The 18,759-nt window shown below is 74.1% G+C and carries 17 protein-coding genes; 6 read left to right on the forward strand and 11 right to left on the reverse strand.

Going from position 1 to position 18,759, the window contains the following annotated elements; genetic code table 11:
- Positions 1–29: 29 nt before the first annotated feature.
- The 3 genes from AC24FB_RS02255 to AC24FB_RS02265 all read right to left on the reverse strand — a co-directional run bounded on the left by AC24FB_RS02255 (position 30) and on the right by AC24FB_RS02265 (position 3,173).
- Entirely contained in the window at positions 30–1,661 is a 1,632-nt protein-coding gene (locus AC24FB_RS02255) for a ribonuclease J (protein WP_463653751.1), read from the reverse strand.
- Between the two features lie 85 nt (positions 1,662–1,746).
- Positions 1,747–2,496 (reverse strand): ABC transporter permease, encoded by a 750-nt coding sequence (locus tag AC24FB_RS02260; protein WP_425713001.1) that lies wholly within the window; start codon positions 2,494–2,496, stop codon positions 1,747–1,749.
- A complete protein-coding gene (locus AC24FB_RS02265; protein ID WP_425713000.1) occupies positions 2,493–3,173 on the reverse strand; it encodes an ABC transporter ATP-binding protein in 681 nt (226 codons plus the stop codon). The genes AC24FB_RS02260 and AC24FB_RS02265 overlap by 4 nt, the downstream gene beginning before the upstream one ends.
- 268 nt (positions 3,174–3,441) lie before the next feature.
- Between AC24FB_RS02265 and AC24FB_RS02270 the strand changes: the two genes are divergently transcribed.
- Together AC24FB_RS02270 and AC24FB_RS02275 are read left to right on the forward strand one after the other, a co-directional pair.
- Positions 3,442–3,999 (forward strand): TetR/AcrR family transcriptional regulator, encoded by a 558-nt coding sequence (locus AC24FB_RS02270; protein WP_425712999.1) that lies wholly within the window; start codon positions 3,442–3,444, stop codon positions 3,997–3,999.
- 102 nt (positions 4,000–4,101) lie between these two features.
- Complete coding sequence (locus tag AC24FB_RS02275; RefSeq protein WP_425712998.1) at positions 4,102–4,917, forward strand: mycofactocin-coupled SDR family oxidoreductase; 816 nt, start codon at positions 4,102–4,104, stop codon at positions 4,915–4,917.
- 84 nt (positions 4,918–5,001) lie between these two features.
- On the opposite strand, the gene dapA is transcribed toward AC24FB_RS02275, so the two are convergent.
- On the reverse strand, positions 5,002–5,904 hold the full coding sequence (dapA, locus tag AC24FB_RS02280; RefSeq protein WP_463653752.1) for a 4-hydroxy-tetrahydrodipicolinate synthase: 903 nt from the start codon (positions 5,902–5,904) through the stop codon (positions 5,002–5,004).
- A 75-nt stretch (positions 5,905–5,979) separates the two neighbouring features.
- On the opposite strand from dapA, the gene AC24FB_RS02285 reads away from it, so the two are divergent.
- Both AC24FB_RS02285 and AC24FB_RS02290 read left to right on the forward strand, forming a co-directional pair.
- Positions 5,980–6,771, forward strand: coding sequence for a protein kinase family protein (locus tag AC24FB_RS02285; RefSeq protein WP_425712996.1), 792 nt, complete (start codon positions 5,980–5,982; stop codon positions 6,769–6,771).
- Between the two features lie 134 nt (positions 6,772–6,905).
- On the forward strand, positions 6,906–7,805 hold the full coding sequence (locus AC24FB_RS02290) for a GNAT family N-acetyltransferase (protein WP_425712995.1): 900 nt from the start codon (positions 6,906–6,908) through the stop codon (positions 7,803–7,805).
- Positions 7,806–7,824: 19 nt separating this feature from the next.
- Here AC24FB_RS02290 and dapB read toward each other — a convergent pair whose 3' ends face one another.
- The 7 genes from dapB to AC24FB_RS02325 all read right to left on the reverse strand — a co-directional run bounded on the left by dapB (position 7,825) and on the right by AC24FB_RS02325 (position 16,389).
- Entirely contained in the window at positions 7,825–8,607 is a 783-nt protein-coding gene (gene dapB / locus AC24FB_RS02295) for a 4-hydroxy-tetrahydrodipicolinate reductase (RefSeq protein ID WP_425712994.1), read from the reverse strand.
- A 43-nt stretch (positions 8,608–8,650) separates the two neighbouring features.
- Complete coding sequence (locus AC24FB_RS02300) at positions 8,651–9,142, reverse strand: OsmC family protein (RefSeq protein ID WP_425712993.1); 492 nt, start codon at positions 9,140–9,142, stop codon at positions 8,651–8,653.
- A 197-nt stretch (positions 9,143–9,339) separates the two neighbouring features.
- Entirely contained in the window at positions 9,340–10,746 is a 1,407-nt protein-coding gene (locus AC24FB_RS02305) for a M16 family metallopeptidase (protein WP_487561381.1), read from the reverse strand.
- A 630-nt stretch (positions 10,747–11,376) separates the two neighbouring features.
- Positions 11,377–13,728 (reverse strand): polyribonucleotide nucleotidyltransferase, encoded by a 2,352-nt coding sequence (locus AC24FB_RS02310; RefSeq protein ID WP_425712991.1) that lies wholly within the window; start codon positions 13,726–13,728, stop codon positions 11,377–11,379.
- A gap of 210 nt (positions 13,729–13,938) precedes the next feature.
- Positions 13,939–14,208, reverse strand: a complete 270-nt coding sequence (rpsO, locus tag AC24FB_RS02315; RefSeq protein ID WP_425712990.1) for a 30S ribosomal protein S15 — start codon at positions 14,206–14,208, stop codon at positions 13,939–13,941.
- 208 nt (positions 14,209–14,416) lie between these two features.
- Positions 14,417–15,055, reverse strand: a complete 639-nt coding sequence (locus AC24FB_RS02320; RefSeq protein ID WP_425712989.1) for a response regulator — start codon at positions 15,053–15,055, stop codon at positions 14,417–14,419.
- Complete coding sequence (locus tag AC24FB_RS02325; protein WP_425712988.1) at positions 15,052–16,389, reverse strand: sensor histidine kinase; 1,338 nt, start codon at positions 16,387–16,389, stop codon at positions 15,052–15,054. Before AC24FB_RS02325 ends, AC24FB_RS02320 begins: the two co-directional genes overlap by 4 nt.
- Before the next feature lie 180 nt (positions 16,390–16,569).
- On the opposite strand from AC24FB_RS02325, the gene AC24FB_RS02330 reads away from it, so the two are divergent.
- Both AC24FB_RS02330 and AC24FB_RS02335 read left to right on the forward strand, forming a co-directional pair.
- Positions 16,570–17,703, forward strand: a complete 1,134-nt coding sequence (locus tag AC24FB_RS02330) for an ABC transporter permease (RefSeq protein WP_425712987.1) — start codon at positions 16,570–16,572, stop codon at positions 17,701–17,703.
- A 127-nt stretch (positions 17,704–17,830) separates the two neighbouring features.
- Positions 17,831–18,637: an ABC transporter ATP-binding protein gene (locus AC24FB_RS02335; protein WP_463653680.1), complete on the forward strand. Its 807-nt coding sequence runs from the start codon at positions 17,831–17,833 to the stop codon at positions 18,635–18,637.
- Positions 18,638–18,759: the final 122 nt, after the last annotated feature.

Raw genomic sequence — 18,759 nt, forward strand, 5'->3', positions numbered from 1 at the left:
GGGCCCGAGACGGGCCCCGACGCGGCGGCTCAGACCTCGACGACCGTCGGCAGGATCATCGGCGAGCGGCGCAGGCGGCGCGACGCCCAGCGGCCCACCACGCGGCGCATGGCCTGCTGCATCTGGTGCGTGTCGGCGTTCCCGCGGCCGGCGACCTCCTCGAGGGCGGCCGTGACGTCGGGGAGGATGTCGTCGAACACGCCGGCGTCCTCGGCCATGCCGCGCGCCTCGATGTCCGGCCCGGCGACCACGGTGCCGTGCTGGCGGTCGACGACGGCGAAGATCGAGATGAAGCCCTCCTCGCCGAGGATGCGCCGGTCCTTGAGCTCGGTCTCGGTGACCTCACCGACCGAGCTGCCGTCGACGTAGACGTACCCACACTCGACGGCGCCGGCGATCCGCGCGCGCCCGTCGGCGAGGTCGACCACGACGCCGTCCTCGGCGAGCACGACCCGCTCGGCGGGCAGCCCGGTGCGGACGGCGAGCGCCCCGTTGGCCACGAGGTGGCGGATCTCGCCGTGCACGGGCATGACGTTCTTCGGCCGCACGATGTTGTAGCAGTACAGGAGCTCGCCGGCGGAGGCGTGCCCGGAGACGTGCACCTTGGCGTTGGACTGGTGGACGACCTTCGCTCCGAGGCGCATGAGCCCGTTGATCACCCGGAACACGGAGTTCTCGTTGCCCGGGATGAGGGAGGACGCGAAGATCACGGTGTCGCCGGGACCGACGTCGACCTTGTGGTTGCGGTTGGCGATCCGGGACAGGGCCGCCATCGGCTCGCCCTGCGACCCCGTGGCCATGAGCACGCGGTCCTGCGGCGGGATCGAGTCGATGTTCTTCTGGTCGATGAGCACCCCGGGCGGGACCGTGAGGTAGCCGAGGTCGGCGGCGATGCCCATGTTGCGCACCATCGAGCGGCCGATGAGGGCGACCTTGCGGCGGTGGAGGGCGGCGGCGTCGAGGACCTGCTGGACGCGGTGGACGTGGCTGGCGAACGAGGCCACGACGATCTGGCCCTCGGCCTGCCCGAACACCTGGTCGAGCACGCCGCCGATGTCCCGCTCGTTGGCGGTGAACCCAGGGACCTCGGCGTTCGTCGAGTCCGTCATGAACAGGTCGACGCCCTCGGTCCCGAGCCGCGCGAAGGCGCGCAGGTCGGTGATCCGACCGTCGAGCGGGAGCTGGTCCATCTTGAAGTCGCCGGTGTGCAGGACGGAGCCGGCGCCGGTGCGGATCATCACGGCCAGCGCGTCGGGGATCGAGTGGTTGACGGCGACGAACTCGAGGTCGAACGGGCCCTTGGTCACCCGCTCGTCCTCGGCGACGACCTCGAGGACCGGCGTGAGGCGGTGCTCGCGCAGCTTGGCCTCGATGAAGGCCAGCGTGAGGCGCGAGCCGAGCAGCGGGATGTCCTTGCGCAGGCGCAGGAGGTAGGGCACGGCGCCGATGTGGTCCTCGTGGCCGTGCGTGAGGACCACGCCCACGACGTCGTCCATCCGGTCCTCGATGTAGCCGAAGTCCGGGAGGATGACGTCGACGCCGGGCTGGTGCTCCTCGGGGAACAGGACGCCGCAGTCGACGATCAGCAGCTTGCCGTCGTACTCGAAGACGGTCATGTTGCGGCCGACCTCGCCGAGCCCGCCCAGGGGCACGATGCGCATGGTGCCCTTCGCGAGGGCGGGGGGCGTGGACAGCTCAGGATGGGGATTGCTCACGGGGTCATCCTCCCACTCTCCGCGCCCGACCTCAGTCCGTTCGCCTGCGGAGCGTCAGCGTGCCGAGCAGGAGGACGACGACGGCGAAGCCCCCGACCACCGCGAGGTCGGCCCACGTGCCCTCGGCGACCGCGCCCGACGTGCCCGAACGCACCCCGTTCATCGCGTCCACCGCGTAGGACATCGGCAGGACGTCGGAGACCAGCTCCGCGGCCCGCGGCATCGCGTCGCGCGGCACGAACAGCCCGCACAGCAGCATCTGCGGGAAGATGAGCGCCGGCATGAACTGGACGGCCTGGAACTCGGTGCGCGCGAACGCGGAGACGGACAGCCCGAGCGCGGTGCCGAGAAAGGCGTCGACGAGCGCGACGACGACGAGCGCCCAGAGCGGTCCGCCGACGTCGAGCCCGAGGAGCCCCACCGACAGCGCGATGACGAGCCCGGCCTGGACGACGCAGACGGTGAGGAACGCGACCGCGTAACCGAGGAGGAGGTCGCCGCGGCCCGTGGGCATGGCGAGAAGGCGTTCGAGGGTGCCGGCGGTGCGCTCGCGCAGCATCGTCACCGACGTGACGACGAACATGACGACGAACGGCATGATCGCGATGAGGGCCGGACCGAGGCGCTGGAAGGTGGTCCCGTCCCCGACCTCGCCGAACACCCACCACAGGAGGGTGAGCAGGAGGCACGGGACGAGCAGCATGAGGGCGACCGTGCGCGGGTCGCGCCGCAGCTGGGCGAGCACCCGGCGGGCGACGGCGAACGTGGTCCTCGGTGTCATGCCGCCGCCTCCTCGACGAGCGCGAGGAAGGCGTCCTCGACCGACCGGGTGCCCGTGCGCTCGAGGAGGTCGGCGGGGGTCCCGGTCGCGAGCAGGCGACCCTCGCGGACGAGGGCGATACGGTCGCACCGCTCCGCCTCGTCCATCACGTGGCTCGAGACGAGGACGCCGGCGCCCACGGCCGCGAGCTCCCGGAAGGTTCCCCACAGCGAGCGGCGCAGCACGGGGTCCAGCCCGACGGTCGGTTCGTCGAGGACGAGGACCGGTGGGTCGGCGAGCAGCGCCGTGGCGAGTGAGACCCGGCCGCGCTGGCCGCCGGACATCGAACCGACGACCTGCTCGGCCGCGCCGGTGAGGTCGACGGCCGCGAGCGCCCGCTCGACGGCGCCCTGGCCCACGCCCAGCACCGACGCGAAGAACGCGAGGTTCTCCCCCGCCGTGATGTCGTCGTAGACGGACGGCGCCTGGGTGACGTAGCCGACCCGCCCCCGCACGGCGGCGCTCCCGGCGGGCCGGCCGAGCACGGTCAGGTGCCCCGCGACTCGCCGCTGGACCCCGACGACCGCCCGCATGAGGGTGGACTTCCCGCCGCCCGAGGGGCCGAGCAGGCCGAGAATCTCGCCGGCGCGCAGCTCGAGGTCGATCCCGCGCAGCACCTCGCGGCCGCCCCTGGTCACCGAGACGCCTCGGGCCTCGACGACGACGTCGCCCGGCGCCGGCCGCCCGTGTCTTGATCCTGCGGGAGCTCCCGGACCGCGCGCCGCTCCCGCGTCCGCCGCTCTCTCGTCCGCAGGCCCGTCGTCCGCCGCACCTCCGCGCGGCGGCCCCGCGTCCCCGCGTTCCACGTGCCTGCCCATCGCGCACCTCCCATTGATCAACACTTGTTGATCCGAACGTACTCGCGGGGCCGCGTTCGGTCAACACGCGTTGACGTACGATCGGGGCATGGCCCGCCGCACCGCCGAGGAGAACCGCGAGAGGATCCGCGCCGCCGCGCGGGAGCTCTTCGCCGAGCAGGGGTACGACCGCGCGACGATCCGGGCGATCGCCACGCGCGCCGGGGTCGACCCCGCCGTCGTCATCCGCAGCTTCGGGTCGAAGGAGGACCTGTTCGCGGCGACCGTCGACGTCGAGCTGGGCATCGGCGCCGACGACCTGCCGGCGGACCTCGACGGGGTCGGGGAGTTCATCACCCGCAACGTCCTGCGGCGGTGGGAGGCCGACGACGTCCTCGTCGTCCTCGTGCGCTCCGCCGTGGCCCACGAGCCGGCCCGCGCGCGGCTCGTCGACGTGATGTCCGCCCAGGTCGTGCCGCTGCTCGTCCGGCTCGGAGCACCGGAGGAGGAGGCTCGGCTGCGGGCGAGCCTCGTGGCCACCCAGGTGATCGGTCTCGCCATGGTCCGGCTCGTGGCCCGGGTGGAGCCGCTCGCGTCGGCCGACCGCGACGACGTCGTGCGCTGGCTCGCCCCCACCTTCCAGCGCTACGTCACCGCCGAGCTCTGAGCCGAGGACGAAACGGCACCCCGTGCCTCAATACCCGGGCTAGCGTGTGAGACACCTTCCGGGTGGCTCGCACCCGGTCGACGACGACATCGGAGGAACGCCATGGGCATGCTGGACGGCAAGGTCGCGGTCATCACGGGCGGAGGACGGGGTCAGGGCCGCTCCCACGCGATCGAGCTCGCGAAGGAGGGGGCGGACATCGTCATCGCCGACATCGGCGCGCCGATCGAGGGGCTGACCTACGGCCTCGCGACCGAGGAGGACATCGCGGAGACCGTCCGGCAGGTCGAGGCGCTCGACCGCCGCATCGTCGGCGTGACCGCGGACGTCCGCAGCACCGAGGACATGCAGCGCGTCGCCGACGCGGCGATCGAGACCTTCGGCCGGATCGACATCGTGCTCGCCAACGCCGCCGTCCACCAGGTCCTGCCCGACACCTACACGATCGCCGACGACGACTGGCACCGGATGATCGACGTCAACCTCACCGGCGTCTTCAAGACCGTGCGGGCGATGATCCCGCACCTCGTCGACGGCGGCGGGGGCTCGATCGTCATCACGTCGTCGACGGACGGCCTGCGGGCCTCGCCGTCGTGGGGCCACTACGGCGCGGCCAAGGCCGGCATCATCTCGCTGGCGAAGACGCTCGCGGTCGAGCTCGCGCCGGAGCACGTGCGCGTCAACGTCGTCGTCCCGACCGGGGTCAACTCGCCGATGGCGGAGGCGCTGATGGACAGCGTGCCCAAGACGCTCGAGCGGTGGGGCTTCGCCACCGACCGCGCGAACCTCATGCGGGAGGTCGGCGTCATCGAGCCGGTCGACGTCTCGAACGCCATCGTCTACCTCGTGTCCGACAAGGCGCGGTACGTCACCGGGATCACGCTCCCAGTCGACGCCGGGTACACGGTCAAGCACTGACCACGGCTCCCCGGGCGAGCGGCCGGGGCACAGTCAGCGGGGCCGGGGCGCGCCTTCTCGCGCGCCCCGGCCCCGTCGCCTCGATCAGGAGCCGAGGTACCCCTCGGCCTCGAGCACGGCGCGGAGCTCGGCGACCTCGTCCTCGGTGGCGGCCACGAGCGGGAGGCGCACCGTGGGGTCGGGGATGCGGCCGAGCAGGTGGCTCGCGTGCTTCGACATCACGGCGCCCTGTCCCGTACCCATGAGCGCGGCGACGACCGGCTTGAGCCTGGCGGCGACGGCGCGGGCACCGGGCAGGTCCCCGGCGTCGACCTCCCGGACCATCTCGACGTAGCTGGCGGCGGCGACGTGGCCGACCACCGAGACGACCCCGGACGCGCCGTGGGCGAGCCAGGCGAAGTTGAGCGCGTCGTCGCCGGAGTAGTACTCGAGCCCGGTGCGGGACATCGTCTCGAAGCCCGCCGGGACGTCGCCCGTGGCGTCCTTGACGGCGAGGATCTGCGGGTGCTCCGCGAGGCGGTCGAGCGTGGCCTCCTCGAGGCGGACCCCCGTGCGGCCGGGGATGTCGTAGACCATGACCGGCAGGTCGGTCGCCTCGGTGACGGCCACGATGTGCTGGTAGACGCCCTCCTGCGAGGGGCGGTTGTAGTACGGCGCCACGACGAGCAGGCCCTGCGCACCGGAGCGGGCCGCCCCCTCCGCGATCCGCACCGCGTGGGCGGTGTCGTTCGACCCGGCGCCGCCGATGATCATCACGCGGTCCCCCACGGCGTCGACCACCGCGGACACGAGGGCGTCCTTCTCGGGCTGGTGCGTCGTCGGGGACTCGCCCGTCGTGCCGTTGAGGACGAGGGCGTCGCAGCCGTCGTCGACGAGGGCGGTGGCGAGGGCGACGGCTGAGTCGACGTCGATCTCTCCGTCCGCGGTGAACGGCGTCGCCATCGCGACGGACACGGAGCCGAAGCTGCGCGAGGGGTGGTACGGCATCGTCATGCTGGCACGGTACCCGCGCCGTCCGGCGCGCGGCGGGAGCGCTCGACGGCGGGGCGCTACCGTGCCGGGGTGGACGAGGAGGTTCCGCTCACGGGCGGCGACGTGTCGGTAGGCGTCGTGCGCGTCGGGAGGACGGTAAGACGCCCGGTCGGCCCCCACTCACCGCTCGTCCACGCCGCACTCACCCACCTCGAGGCCGTCGGGTTCGACGGTGCCCCGCGGCTGCACGGCGTCGACGACCGTGGGCGCGAGATCCTCGACTTCGTCGACGGCGAGGTGGCGGGACGACCGTGGCCGGCGTGGGTGGCGGACGAGGAGCGGGGCGTGAGCGTGGCCCGCCTCGTGCGGCGGCTCGACGACGCGATGCTCCCCCTCGGCCTCCCGGACCTGGCTCCGGCGCCGGTCCTCCCGGGGCCGGACCTCCGCCCCGCGACGTTCCTCGGGCACCGGGACGTCACCCCGGAGAACGTCGTCTTCACGGACGGGCGGGCGTCCGCGCTCATCGACTTCGACCTCGTCGCGCCGGTACGGCCGGTCGACGAGGTGGTCAACCTGCTCCTGTGGTGGGCGGCATGGATGCCGGTCGACGACCGCGCGGAGGCCGTGCGGGAGGTCGACGCCGCGCAGCGGGGACGGGTGCTCGTCGACGCGTACGGCCTCGGCGAGGAACGAGCGGGGCTCGTCGAGGTGGCGATCGCAACGGCGGAGCGATCGCACGTGGTGATGCACGACCGCGCCGTGCGGCTCGGGGGCGGCTGGGCGCGGATGTGGTTCGAGGAGGACGTCGGATCGAAGATCCTGCGGCGCGCCGACTGGCTCCGGGCGCACGCGGACGAGCTGTCGGCGGCACTCACGCGCTGATCCGGCGCGGAGGCCCGGGGGTGCGGGACGGAGGCCCGGGGGTGCGGGACGGAGGCCCGGGGGTGCGGGACGGAGGCGCGGTGGTGCGGCGCTCGGGTGCCGGCACCGCCCCCTCGTCTGCCTAGGCTGGTCGGGTGAGCGACCACCACGACGACGTCCTGTCCTCCCTCGCGGCCGGCCGCACGCCCGAGGGCCTGCCGACGACGTCCCGCGGGGGTCCCGACGTCTCCGTGCGCCCCACGCTGGCGGGCGACGCCGACGCGCTCGGCGCGATCCACGCCACCACCATGCGCGCCGCCCTGGCCGTGGGCGCCGGGATCGACGCCGACGACGACGCGCTCGCCGTCATCGCCGCGGGCGACCTCGGCCTGGCCTGGGCCGACGCCGCCGCCGTGACCGAGCCGGGGCACCACGTGCTCACGGCGCTCGACGGCACGGACATCGTGGGGCTCGCGGCGATCGCCCCGGTCGCGCCCGCCACCGACGAGGAGGCCGAGCAGCTGGCGCCCCCCGCATCCGCCGAGAGTGCGGCTCAGGCGCGTGCCGCGGACGACTCTCCCGCCGAGAGTGCGGCTCAGGTCGGCGACGCGGCGCCGGCTGCACCCTCCGGCCACGCCACGCCCGCCGACCACGCCGCTCCTACCGACGACGCCGCGCCCTCCGAGGCTCTCGAGGCGGCCCGGCGCGGGACGCTGCTGGAGATCCTCGCCCTCGAGATCCGCCCGGGCGACGAGCGCGTGGGGCACGGCTCCCGGCTGCTCGCCGCCTGCGCCGACCTCGCGCGCGACTCGGGCGCGACGGCGCTCGCGACCTGGGTGGTGCGCGGCGACGAGCCGCGTCAGCGCTTCCTCGACACGGCGGGCTTCGCGCCGACCGGTCGTCGTCGGGAGATCCCCGTCGGCAGCGCCGAGGCCGTCCAGGACGAGTGGTGGGCCTCGCTCGGCGAGCAGCCGACCACCCCGCGAACCATGCCGCCGGCCGACCCTCGAGGCCTGACGCCCCGCGCGGGCCGACCGCCGCCGGCAGACCGGTAGCCCCGACGAGCCCGACCTCTCAGAGGTCGAGCAGCGCGTCCAGGCCGCGGGTGAGCCCGGGCCGTCCACCGATCTGGCGCACGGCCAGCAGCACGCCGGGCATGAAGCTCGCACGGTCGAACGAGTCGGTCCGGATGGTCAGCTGCTCGCCGGGGTTGCCGAGGAGGACCTCCTCGTGCGCGACGAGACCGCGCAGCCGCACCGCGTGGACGTGCACGCCGTCGACGTCGGCACCCCGCGCGCCGTCCGGGTCGGTCTCGGTGGCGTCCGGGGAGTCGGCGACCCCCGCCTCGCGACGGGCGGCGGCGATGCCGCGTGCCGTCGTCAGCGCGGTGCCCGAGGGTGCGTCGACCTTGTCCGGGTGGTGCAGCTCGACCACCTCGACGGACTCGAAGAACGGCGCCGCCTGACGGGCGAACGACATCGCGAGCACCGCCGAGAGCGCGAAGTTCGGCGCCACGAGCACGCCGAGGGGCTCCTCGCCCGCCGCGGCCCGGGAGTCGTTGACCTCGTCCACGTGCGTCGCGAGCTCGGCCAGCGCCTCGTCCGTCCAGCCGGTGGTCCCGACGACAGCGTGGGCGCCGCCCGCGAGGATCGAGCGGACGTTGTCGCGGCTCACGCTCGGCACCGCGAACTCCACCGCGACGTCGGCGTCGGCCTCGCGAACCCCGGCCGTCACGTCGTCCCCGGCGTCGAGCTCGGCCACGACCTCGAGGTCGGCCGCGGCGCCGACGGCGCCCACGACGTTCTGTCCCATGCGTCCCGCGGCCCCGACGACCGCCACCCTGATCGACTCAGTCATGCCAGGCACGATACGAGGCCGGCGGACGTCGGGGGTCGCTCGCTCACGCAGCGGTGACGAACCAGTCCTCGTTGATCGTGAGGTTCGCGGCGCGGAACAGCCCGAGCGCCGGGCAGCGCCGGCTCGCAGCGGCCTTGAGCTCGGCCACCTGCTCCTCGGTCGCGGACGTCGTCAGGCGGACCGTGACGTCGACGACCTGGATGTTCGGCGCCACGTCCGCGGTGCCGAGGAAGCCGCGGGTGTCGAGGTGGCCGTCGACGTCGATCTCGAGCGCGTCGAAGCTGATGCCGAGCTCGCCCGCGACGACCTCGACGACGACGGACAGGCAGCCGGCCGTGCCGCCGACGAACAGGTCCATCGGCGACGGCGCGAGGTCCGTACCGCCGATCGCCTCCGGCTCACCGGTGGCGTACTCGAAGTGGCGCGACGTGAGGTCGGTGTGCAGCTTGCCGCGCCAGATGCCGCGCGCGGCCGGCACGGACTCGTGCTTCGCCGGGATGCCGGTGGTGGTGGCTGCGTCGATCGTCGTCGTCATGTCGTCTCCCTCGTGGATGCCTCCGGGCCGTCCGGCCCGGCTGCTGCCCACTCTCGCCAGAGCCGACGATCGCCCGCCCGCCCGACGCCGGACATCCCACCATCCGGACATCGGGCGGTACGGACGGGCCGGGGCGCCGCATCGTCGAGCCCCGCAGTCGACCCGTGCGGTCGACCCGCGCGGCCCCCGGGTCCGCCCTACCCGAGCAGGCCGTCCGCGGCGTCCGGGGCCACCGGTCCGACCACGGTGGCGGCGCGGTCGCCGGCGGCGATGAACGCGCACATGTCCGCCACCTCCTGCGCGGTCACGGCGTCGATGAGCTCGATCGTCGCGTCGACGCTCGTCAGCTCGCCACGGACGATCTCGGCGGAACCGAGGCGCGACATCCGCGCCCCGTTGTCCTCGAGCCCGAGCACGAGGCCGCCCCGCAGCTGCCCCTTGGCGCGGGCCAGCTCGGCCGCGGTCGGCCCGTCGCCCGCGAGGTCCGCGAGGGTGCCGGCGAGCAGGGTCGCGACCTCCGGCACCGCGTCGGGCGCGCAGCCCGCGTACAGCCCCGCATACCCGGCCTCGGCGTAGGAGGTGGACCAGGCGTAGGTGCTGTAGGCGAGTCCCCGGCGCTCCCGGACCTCCTGGAACAGCCGCGAGCTCATGCCGCCGCCGAGGATGGTCGTGGCCAGGGCAAGGGCCCAGCGTCGCGGGTCGCCGGCCCGCAGCGCGGGGGCCCCGATGACGACGTGCGCCTGCTCGGTGGCGCGCACGACGGTGACGGCGCGGCTCACGGCGGCGCTCCCGGGCTCGGCCTCGGTCCCGGCCGCCGATCCCGCCCCGGCCGCCGATCCCGCCCCGGTCACGGCACCGGCACCCGTCCCGGCGTCGGCCACCCCGGGCCGCCCGCGCATCGGGTCGTGCGCGCTCCGGCGGGGGGCCGGAGCGGCCGCGGGGTCGAGCTCCCAGCCGCCGCGCTCGAGCAGGTCGGTCAGCCGCTCGCACAGCTCGTCGTGGTCGAGCGAACCGGCGGCGGTCAGGACGAGCTCGTCGGGGCGGTAGTACGAGCGGTAGTGCTCGGCGACGACGTCGCGCGGCAGCGCGCGCACCGACTCGGGCGTGCCGCCGACGGGCCGACCGAGCGGGTGCGTCCCGAGGACCGCGGTGGCGAAGCGCTCGTGCGCGACGTCCTGGGCGTCGTCCTCCGCCGCGGCGAGCTCGTCGAGGATGACGCCCCGCTCGTTCTCCAACTCGGCCGGGTCGAGGGTGGCGGAGGTGATCATGTCGGTGATGACGTCGAGCGCGAGCGGGGCGTCCGTGTCGAGCACCCGCGCGTGGTAGCAGGTCGACTCCTGGCCGGTCGCCGCGTTGGACTCCCCACCGACGGCATCGAACGCCTCGGCGATGTCGAACGCGCTGCGTCGCTCCGTTCCCTTGAACAGCAGGTGCTCGAGGACGTGGGTGGAGCCGAAGTGCCCGCCGGTCTCGTCGCGGGCGCCGACGGCGATCCACGCCCCGAGCGCCACCGACCGCTGGCCCGGGACCTGCTCGGTGAGCACCCGCACGCCGCCGGGCAGGACCGAGCGGCGGGCGAGCGTGCCACCGGCCTCCCAGGTCAGCTCGGTGCCGGGCGAGCCGGCGGGGGCGACGACGAGGGGCCGCGCCCCGGACTCCGCCGTGGACGGTCCGGCACCCCGTCGTCCGCCTCGGGCGTCACCGGCTCGGCCGTCGCTCCCCCGCGAGCCCGACGAACGAGGGCCCCGGCCGTGGTCGGACCGGGTGTCGGTGGGACGAGAGTTGGCGGGACCAGAGTCGGTCGGGCGGGAGCCGCGACCGGAGCGGTCGGCCGTCGGTCCGCCGTCGTTCGGTCGGGCGTCGGAAGTTCGGGCGTCGGAGCCGGCACGCGGGGCGTGGCCGGCGGAGATGCGAGGGTCGCTGGGCATCGATCAATCCTAGGTCGGCGGCCGCGGAACGGGGCCCCGGCCCACCCGCGAGCCGGGTCGGTCCGTGCACCGGGTGTCGCCGTCGTGCCGGGTTCCGACTTTCCCGCCGCCGCTCCCTGACATCTGGTCCCCGGCACGACGACGGGGGCCGGGCCCCGTAGGGCCCGACCCCCGGTCGGTACTCACGTCGTGCTCACTCGTCGAGCGGATATCCGCTCACTCGCCAGGCATCGCCCGGCTCGTGGCGAACACTCCACTCCCCGCACTCGTGAGGAACGCTCCCCTCCTTCGTGCGGGGCAGTCCCCTCACTCGTCGGAGGAGTCGTTCTCCGAGCTGCGGGTCCGCGTGCGCGGGCGACGCTCGCGCGGCGCGCGCTCACGACGGGCCGGCTTCTCGGCGTCGTCCTGGGCACCGCCGTCGGAGTCGGACGAGGCGGAGGCGCCGTCGCCGGCCTGACCACCCTCGTCACCCTCGACCACGGCGTGCAGCGAGAGCTTGCCGCGCGGGTCGATCTCGGCGAGCTCGACCTGCACCTTGGCCCCGACCTGCAGGACCTCCTCGACGGAGTCGATGCGGCGGCCGCCGACGAGGCGCTTGACCTGCGAGATGTGCAGCAGGCCGTCCTTGCCGGGGGTCAGCGAGACGAACGCGCCGAACGACGTGGTCTTGACGACCGTGCCGACGAACCGCTCGCCGATCTCCGGCATCTGCGGGTTGGCGATCGAGTTGATGGCCTGGCGCGCCGCCTCGGCGGACGGGCCGTCGACCGCACCGATGAATACGGTGCCGTCGTCCTCGATCGAGATGTCCGCGCCGGTGTCCTCCTGGATCTGGTTGATCATCTTGCCCTTGGGGCCGATGACCTCGCCGATCTTGTCGACCGGGACCTGGACGGTGATGATGCGCGGCGCCGTCGGGGCCATCTCGTCCGGGGCGTCGATGGCCTCGTTCATCACGTCGAGGATGTAGAGGCGGGCGTCGCGGGCCTGGGTCAGCGCGCCGGTGAGCACGGAGGCCGGGAGGCCGTCGAGCTTCGTGTCGAGCTGGATGGCGGTGACGAGCTCGCGCGTGCCGGCGACCTTGAAGTCCATGTCGCCGTAGGCGTCCTCGGCGCCGAGGATGTCGGTCAGGGCCGCGAAGCGGGTCTCGCCGTCGACCTCGTCGGACATCAGGCCCATGGCGATGCCGGCGACCGGGGCGCGCAGCGGCACACCGGCGTTGAGCATGGCGAGGGTCGAGGCGCAGACCGAGCCCATCGACGTCGAGCCGTTGGACCCGAGGGCCTCGGAGACCTGACGGATCGCGTAGGGGAACTCGGTGCGGTTCGGCAGCACCGGCACGAGCGCGCGCTCGGCGAGGGCGCCGTGCCCGATCTCGCGACGCTTCGGCGACCCCACGCGTCCGGTCTCACCGGTCGAGTAGGGCGGGAAGTTGTAGTGGTGCAAGTAGCGCTTCTTGGTGACGGGCGACAGCGAGTCGATCTGCTGCTCCATCTTGAGCATGTTGAGCGTGGTGACCCCGAGGATCTGGGTCTCGCCGCGCTCGAACAGCGCCGAGCCGTGGACGCGGGGCAGGACCTCGACCTCGGCGGACAGGGTGCGGATGTCCTTGAGCCCGCGGCCGTCCATGCGGACGCCCTCGGTGAGCACGCGCGCACGCACGGCCTGCTTCGTGACGGACCGGTACGCGGCGGAGAGCTCCTTCTCGCGGCCCTCGAACTGCTCGCCGAGCGCCTCGAGCATCGTGTGGCGGATCTCTTCCTGGCGCGACTCGCGGTCGGCCTTGCCGGGGATCTGGATCGCCTGCGCGACGTCCTCGCGGACGTGGGCCTCGACGGCGGTGAAGGCGTCGTCGGCGTAGTCCGGGAAGAGCGGGAAGTCGCCGGTCGGCTTCGACGTGGTGGCGGCGAGCTCGGACTGGGCGTCGCACAGCGCGCCGATGAAGGTCTTCGCGGCCTCGAGGCCCTGCGAGACGACCTCCTCGGTCGGCTTCGTGGCGCCGGCGGCGACGAGGTCGAACACGTTGTCCGATGCCTCGGCCTCGACCATCATGACGGCGATGTCGGCGCCGTCCTTGGTCTCCACGCGACGGCCGGCGACGACCATCGAGAAGACGGCGCGCTCGAGCTCGGAGTAGCGCGGGAACGCGACCCACGTGTCCTCCACCAGCGCGATGCGCACGGAGCCGATCGGGCCGGAGAAGGGCAGGCCGGCGATCTGGGTCGACATCGACGCGGCGTTCATCGCCACGACGTCGTAGGCGTCGTCCGGGTGGACGGCGAAGACGGTGCCGACGACCTGGATCTCGTTGCGCAGGCCCTTGACGAACGAGGGGCGCAGCGGGCGGTCGATGAGGCGGCAGGCGAGGATCGCGTCGGTCGACGGGCGGCCCTCGCGGCGGAAGAACGCGCCGGGGATCTTGCCGGCGGCGTACTGGCGCTCCTCGATGTCGACGGTGAGCGGGAAGAAGTCGAAGTGGTCCTTGGGGTGCTTGCTCGCCGTCGTGGCGGACAGCACCATCGTCTCCTCGTCGAGGTAGGCGACGGCGGAGCCGGCGGCCTGGCGCGCGAGACGGCCGGTCTCGAAGCGGACGGTGCGCGTACCGAAGCGGCCGTTGTCGATGACGGCCTCGGCCGCGGTGATCTCGGGTCCCTCCATGGGGGCCTCCTTTGTCGGTCGTGCCGCGCCGACCTCCGACGGTCATCGATCGAGGCCCACGGACGGCGCTCGTGCGCTTCCGGAGGCCACTACCGAGGACCGGACGAACGGCCTGGTGCGGCGGTGTGCTGCGGTGGATTCAGTTGTCTCGCAGATCGGGTGGGTCGCAGATCGGCCCCGGTCCCCGTGAGGGGCCCGGGGCCGGTGACGTCAGCGGCGCAGGCCGATACGCGCGATGAGCGCGCGGTAGCGCTCGATGTCCTCCTCGGCGAGGTACGCGAGCAGACGCTTGCGCTGGCCGATGAGGAGCATGAGCCCACGACGCGAGTGGTGGTCGTGCTTGTGGCCCTTGAAGTGCTCGGTGAGGTCCTTGATCCGGCGCGAGAGCATCGCGACCTGGACCTCGGGGGAACCGGTGTCGCCCTCATGGGTCGCGTACTCGGCGATGATCTGCTGCTTGACGTCCTTCGAGAGGGCCATGTGTCTCCAGTTCGGTTCGTTGCACGGAGCTCCGGGGCATGTTCTCCCGGGCATGACGCGTCCGTGGCCGGCTTGACGGCAACGACCATCCTAGCAAGGAGGCCGCGCACAGCCGGGCCGGTCGGCGTGAGCCCGGCCACCAGCAGTCACTCCCGCAGCAGCCCCGGACCACCGGCGGCCGGGCCCGTCGGGCCCGCCGCACCATGTCTCACCCCCGCAGCAGCCCGCGCTCCCGGGCCCGCGCGACGGCCGCCGTCCGGCTCTCCACCCCGAGCTTGGCGTACACGTGCGCGAGGTGGGACTTCACGGTGGCGCGCGAGAGGAACAGCGCGGCGGCGATCTGGTCGTTCGACTCCCCCCGCGCGAGCCGGTCGACCACCTCGAGCTCGCGGGGCGTGAGCGCGGTGCCCGGCGAACGCATCCGGCCGACCAGCCGGTCCTGCACGGACGGGTCGAGGGCGGTGCGGCCCTGCGCGGCGGCGCGCACACCGGCCACGAGCTGCTCGGTCGGCGCGTCCTTGAGCAGATAGCCGACGGCACCCGCGTCGAGCGCGGCGAGGATGTCGGCCTCCGTGTCGTAGGTCGTCACCACGAGCACGGGCGGGCCGCCGGACGCGACCACCCGGCGCGTGACGGCGGCGCCGTCGGGCCGTCCCGCCCCGAGCTGAAGATCCATGAGCACGACGTCGACGCTCCGCCCGGCGGCCAGCACCTCGTCGAGCGCGTCCCCGTCCGGCACGTCGGCGAGGACGTCGAGGTCCGGTTCGGCCTCGAGGACCGCGCGCAGGCCGGCGCGCACGACCGGATGGTCGTCGACGAGGACGATCCGGACCACCTGGTCGGTCACAGCGGCACCGCCGCCCCGATCGCGGTGCCGGAACCGGGCGCCGACTCCACGGTGAGCGACCCGCCGACGGCGCGCAACCGGTCCGCCATCCCGGCGAGGCCCGTCCCCCGGCCGTCGGCGTCCTCGTGGTCGTGGTCGTGGTCGTGATTGTGGTCGACGGAGTCTGCCTTGGTGTCGGCGTCGGGCACCCGGCCGAGTTCCCCGGCGTCGAACGCGCGAGGCGGATCTGCGGCCCTGAGCACGCGCGTGGGGTCGAACCCGGAGCCGTCGTCGACCACGTCGAGCGCGACGGAGTCGCCGAGGTAGGTGAGCGTGACGTGCGCCCGAGTCGCCTCCGCGTGCTCGACGGCGTTGGCGAGCGCCTGCTGGGCCACGCGCCACAGGGCCTGCTCGACCACCCCCGGCAGGGGCCGCTCGTCGCCGGTGACGGTGACGTCGACCCGGACCCCGCTGCCGCGCGAGGTCTGCTCACCGAGGCGCGTGACGGCGTCGTGCAGGCCGGTGTCCACGAGCGGGGACGGGAGGTCACGGACGAAGGCGCGGGCCTCGGCGAGGTTGTCGCGGGCGGCGGTCCGGGCGGTGTCGACGAGATCGGTGGCCCGGTTGGTGTCTCCGGCGGCGAGCGCGCCGTCGGCGGCGCGCAGGACGAGCTCGATCGAGGCCAGGCCCTGGGCGAGGCTGTCATGGATCTCGCGCGCCAGGCGCTGCCGCTCGGCGGTCACCGCGGCGGCACGCTCGCGCTCGGCGAGCACCTGCCGGGCGGCCACGAGGTCCTCGAGGAGCTCGCGACGCTGCTCGGCCTCCGCGAGGACCGCCCGGACGCCGAGGACCACGCCGACGCACACCGCGGCGCCGAGCACCGGCCCGAGCACGCCGCCGACCCCGGACCCATGGCGTAGAACGCCGATGGTCACGGTGACCACCGTGGTGAGCGCGACCGCGACGATGCCGGCCGCGGCGGGCAGGACGTGCAGCTGGAGGAGGAAGACGGGGAACGCGAGCCAGATGCCCTCGACGCTCAGCACGCCCGCGGCGATCGCGAGCGCGGTGAGGACGCCCACCCAGGCGAGCTGGGCCCACGGCCGGGGCGTCCGCGGTGGCCGATCGGTCCCGGCGGCGCGGTGGTTCTCTGTGGCTTGGGCGTGCCCACCGACGGTGACGACCGGGCCCAGCGCGAGCCGACCCACGACGTGGACGAGGGCGAACGCGATGCCGAGGGGCGCGGCGCCCTCGCCCCGCCACACGACGAGCGCGGCGAGCATGAGCGCGAGCAGGTCGAGCCCAACCTGCATGGTGCGCGCGGCTCGCCGTCCGGGTGCGGGCGTGGCGGTCACCGGCCCACAGTACGGAGCGGGCGTGCCGTCCGGATCGGCCAAAGGGTGGAGGTCGGCGTGCACCTCGCGGCACCCGGAAGCGTCCACCACGGCCGATGTGGGACCGGGGCGGTCGGCGCGAGCCTGGGGTCCTCACCGACCCGGTGCCCCGCGCACCGCCCCACCATCCAAGGAGTCCCCGTGTTCGTCGCCTGGCGCGACCTTCGATTCGCCTCGGGACGCTTCGCCCTCATGACGGGCGTCGTCGTCCTCATCACCTTCCTCGTCACCTTCCTGTCCGCGCTCACCTCCGGGCTCGCCCGCGAGTCGACGTCCGCGATCGCCGACCTGCCGGCCGACCACCTCGCGTTCGGCTCCGGCGAGGAGCCGAGCTTCACGTCCTCGCAGGTCGACGCCGCGCAGCGGGAGGCGTTCGCCGGCGCGGACGGCGTCGAGGCGGTCGACCCCCTCGGGGTCGCCACCACGCGGTCGGCGGTCGGCGGCACCACCGCGAGCGTCACGGTCCTCGGTGCCGAGCCCGGTGCGTCGGTCCTGCCCGAGGGTGTCGACCTCGCCGACGGCTCGACCTGGCTCTCGGGCGGCGCGGCCGAGGAGCTCGACGCCGCAGCCGGCGACACCCTCGCCGTCGCGGGCCAGGAGCTCGTCGTGGCCGGGGTGGCGGACGTGGACGCAAGCTTCTCCCACACGCCGGTCGTGTGGACGACGCTCGCGGACTGGCAGGCCGTCGGCTCGCCGTCGCGCGGAGGCGACGGCGGTGCGGACGGCGGCGACGGCGGTGCGGGCGGCGGGACCGGCGGTCCCGCCGCCGGCCGAGACGTCGCCACCGTCCTCGCCCTGACGACCTCGGGCGCCGACCTCGCGGCCCTCGACGCCGAGGCCGGGACCATGACGGTCTCGCGCGGCGACTCGCTCCAGGCCATCGGCTCGTACTCCTCGGAGAACGGCTCGCTGATGATGATGCAGGGCTTCCTCTACGCGATCTCGGCCCTCGTCGTCGGTTCGTTCTTCACCGTGTGGACGATCAGCCGGTCCGACGACGTCGCGGTCCTCAAGGCCCTCGGCGCCTCGACGGGCTACCTCATGCGCGACGCCCTCGGTCAGGCCACCGTCGTCCTGCTCGCCGGGACCGTCCTCGGCTCCGGCCTCGCCACGGCGACGGCGTGGGCGATCTCCGGGGTCATGCCGGTCGCCGTCGGATGGACGACCACCGTGCTGCCCGTCGCGATCCTCGTCGGCCTCGGCCTGCTCGGCGCCGGGCTCGCGCTGCGCCGCCTCGCGTCCGTCGATCCCCACGCGGCACTCAGCGCCTCCTGACGACCGAGTCTCCGCCACACGCGATCTCGCCCGCCGCCTCACTCCCCACCCGCCGCCCGACTCCCCGTCCGCCGCGCTGACGGCGTCGACGACCGACCTTCCGCCACCCACCAGAAGGGTTCCCGCCGTGACCACCATGCCCACTCGGCCCACCACGCCAGCCGTCGACTCCGCCTCCAACTCCAGCGCCGCCCGCAGCGCCGCCCCCGACCCAAGCCGAGCCTCGGCCTCCGCCGCCGGCCTCACGCTCGAGCACGTCACGCTCACCTACCCCGACGGGGGCGGCCGGCTCACCGCAGTCGACGACGTCTCGCTCTCGGTCCCCGCCGGCACGACGACGGCGCTGCTCGGCCCGTCTGGCTCCGGCAAGTCCAGCCTCCTCGCCGTCGCCGCGACCCTCACGCTCCCCGACGCCGGTCTCGTCCGGATCGGCGACCGCGTCGTCACGGGTGGTGGCCGGTCGCTTGGCGAGCGCGAGCGCGCCGAGCTGCGCCGGACGAGCATCGGCATCGTCTTCCAGCAGCCGCGACTCCTGCCGAGCCTCACCGCGATCGAGCAGCTCACCGTCCGGACGCACATGCGCGGCGGCGACATGACGGCGGCGCGGGAGCGGGCCGCCCGGATGCTCACGCGCGTCGGCCTCGGCAGCGAGCTGGGTCGACGGCCGCACCAGCTCTCCGGCGGCCAGCGTCAGCGGGTCAACATCGCCCGGGCGCTCGTCGGGGATCCCGCCGTCCTCCTCGTCGACGAGCCGACCTCGGCCCTCGACCACGAGCGGGGCACGCAGATCGTCGACCTCGTCACCGAGCTCACGCGCGCGGCCGGCGCCGCGACGCTGCTCGTCAGCCACGACGAGTCCACCCTCGGGGGCGTCGACGCCGTCGCACGCATCGCCGACGGTCGCCTCCTCGAGCCGGCTCTCGCGGCAGCCTGACGACCCGACGGCGAACCGCCGCGAGCAGCGGTCCGGCGTCGGCGTGGGGACCGGGCGACGAGGCAGCGGAGGATCGTCGCCGGCCGTTCGTCGTCGTCGGCCCGTCGTCCCACCTCTCCCCC

This window comes from Georgenia sp. Z1344 (assembly GCF_057652375.1).

Excerpts from the sequence above, each read along its gene's own strand:
- AC24FB_RS02255 (WP_463653751.1), bottom strand. The coding sequence starts at position 1,661 with ATGCGCATCGTGCCCCTGGGCGGGCTCGGCGAGGTCGGCCGCAACATG.
- AC24FB_RS02260 (WP_425713001.1), bottom strand. The coding sequence starts at position 2,496 with ATGACACCGAGGACCACGTTCGCCGTCGCCCGCCGGGTGCTCGCCCAG.
- AC24FB_RS02270 (WP_425712999.1), top strand. The coding sequence starts at position 3,442 with ATGGCCCGCCGCACCGCCGAGGAGAACCGCGAGAGGATCCGCGCCGCC.
- AC24FB_RS02275 (WP_425712998.1), top strand. The coding sequence starts at position 4,102 with ATGGGCATGCTGGACGGCAAGGTCGCGGTCATCACGGGCGGAGGACGG.
- dapA (WP_463653752.1), bottom strand. The coding sequence starts at position 5,904 with ATGCCGTACCACCCCTCGCGCAGCTTCGGCTCCGTGTCCGTCGCGATG.
- dapB (WP_425712994.1), bottom strand. The coding sequence starts at position 8,607 with ATGACTGAGTCGATCAGGGTGGCGGTCGTCGGGGCCGCGGGACGCATG.
- AC24FB_RS02300 (WP_425712993.1), bottom strand. The coding sequence starts at position 9,142 with ATGACGACGACGATCGACGCAGCCACCACCACCGGCATCCCGGCGAAG.
- AC24FB_RS02310 (WP_425712991.1), bottom strand. The coding sequence starts at position 13,728 with ATGGAGGGACCCGAGATCACCGCGGCCGAGGCCGTCATCGACAACGGC.
- rpsO (WP_425712990.1), bottom strand. The coding sequence starts at position 14,208 with ATGGCCCTCTCGAAGGACGTCAAGCAGCAGATCATCGCCGAGTACGCG.